At 45.3% G+C, this 1,943-nt stretch carries 1 protein-coding gene; it reads right to left on the reverse strand.

Annotation, left to right across the window (positions count from 1 at the left end):
• Positions 1-80: 80 nt before the first annotated feature.
• The gene (ltrA, locus tag BM176_RS32010; RefSeq protein WP_218162327.1) at positions 81-1,355 is read right to left on the reverse strand and encodes a group II intron reverse transcriptase/maturase; all 1,275 of its coding nucleotides are present in this window, start codon (positions 1,353-1,355) and stop codon (positions 81-83) included.
• Positions 1,356-1,943 lie beyond the last annotated feature (588 nt).

Raw genomic sequence — 1,943 nt, forward strand, 5'->3', positions numbered from 1 at the left:
AATCGAGTAGGAAGTGAGGGATTATTTCCCTCACTGTCCTCTCACACCACCGTACGTGCCGTTCGGCATACGGCGGTTTGTTAGAATAATTTCATTTGGTGGGTTGTTTTCCAGTAGTAATAGTTGGCAAAGCCAGTGTATTTTAGCTTTGTAAAATAAGCGTTGTTAAGTGCCAGACACAGTATTGGGCTGTGTGCTATCCTACAGTATCCCTTGCGACTATTTGACCATTCGTACGCTTTACCTTTTTCTATGCCTAACGCTATCAAACGTTTCATCCGCGTGCGGGGCTTCTTCCAACTTTTCCACAGGGTCATCCGCAATCGGACTCGAACCATTTCATCCAGGTTTGACATATGCTTCTTCGCTTTGCATAGGATAAAGTAATTTACCCAGCCCCGAAGCATCCCTTCTAGATTTGCGATTCTTTTACCTGTTGGTGTCGGGTCGTTCCGTTGAGTACATCCCTTTATCTTCTTTTTAATAGTAGACAAGGATTTAGATGATATCCTCACTTCCCAACCCGTTTTACTTCCGTAGAAGGAAAAACCTAGCAGCGAGCTACGCATCGGCCGGCTTATTTTACTCTTCTCTCGGTTTACTTTCAGCTTCAACTTATCCTCCAGATATCTGGTCATGCTCTCCATTAGCCGTTGGGCCGATTTCTTACTACGGACATACACGCTACAGTCATCTGCGTATCTTACGTATCGATGACCTCGTTTGTCTAGCGTTTTGTCCAATTCATGGAGTAGGATGTTCGATAACAGAGGACTAAGCGGACTTCCCTGGACTGTGCCTTCTTCTCGGTGAGAGACCGTTCCGTTTTCCATAATGCCACTCGTCAGATAACTTCTGATAAGCTTTAGGATCCGCTTATCTTTTATCTTTGCGGACAGTAAACTCATTAGCTTGTCGTGATTGACCTTGTCGAAGAATTTCTCAAGGTCTAGTTCCACGATCCAGGTGTAGCCTGCGTTTAGATTTGCTTGCGCCTGGAGTACTGCCTGATGAGCATTCCGCTTTGGTCGGAACCCATAGCTGTTGGTAGAGAAGTCTCCCTCATATTTCGGGCTTAGCCATTGGGAGATCGACTGTTGTAATAACCGGTCGATTACGGTGGGGATACCCAGCATTCTCATCCCTCCACCGTCCTTAGTTATTTCTACCTTTAGGACGGCTTGGGGATGATAATTGCCTTCCAGAATATCAGCACGTAATGTAGACCAGTGGGTGTTCAGGTAGTCGCGAAGTTCATCGGTCTGCATACCATCAATACCCCCGGCTCCCTTATTCGCAGTTACCTGCTTAAAGGCTTTTTGTACATTTCGGATGTCTAATATTTCTTCAAGCATACTACTAAAAAAAAAACTCGTTCCAGACGTTGTGTTCATTGGTTGCATGGCGTAGCTCAACTCCTACTGTACTTTACTTTCAGCTTCCGGCTTATCCTCTTACAGTCAGTTCTCTTAAGTGTTTCCGTTGTTAGCGCCTTGCCATAAACTTTTTGATTCCTTCGTCATTCTAACATTCTGCCCTTCCTGTAAAAAAAAACTCACAGTACTACGGCTTCTGCTGACTTCTGTCTGTACCAGTTAGTCATTATTATTCTGACTATTGTTTCTTCTTTGGCATTCGCCTATACCATCGACAGTTTACAGACAGATCTCCCAGGGTAAGACGATCTGCTTTCTATGGATGTAACCTCCGTATTTACATCCTGATGTCCGTGCAGTATTGGGCTTTTGTTTGTTTAGCAACATCACCCACATCATGGCTGCCTTATATACGGTTTCTGTTCGTAGGTTCCCATATTTGCCGCCAGCTTCCTTCAGATTCGCAGTCGCCCACGACACCCTTGCTTTTGGCTAACCCTCCTTACTGCAAAGCGGGTTCGGGACTTCCACCCTATAGCTGATCGCCATGCCTGGCGCACTAAAAAG

Origin of the sequence: Chitinophaga sp. CF118 (genome assembly GCF_900112615.1) — a bacterium.
In the GTDB taxonomy this organism is placed as follows: domain Bacteria; phylum Bacteroidota; class Bacteroidia; order Chitinophagales; family Chitinophagaceae; genus Chitinophaga.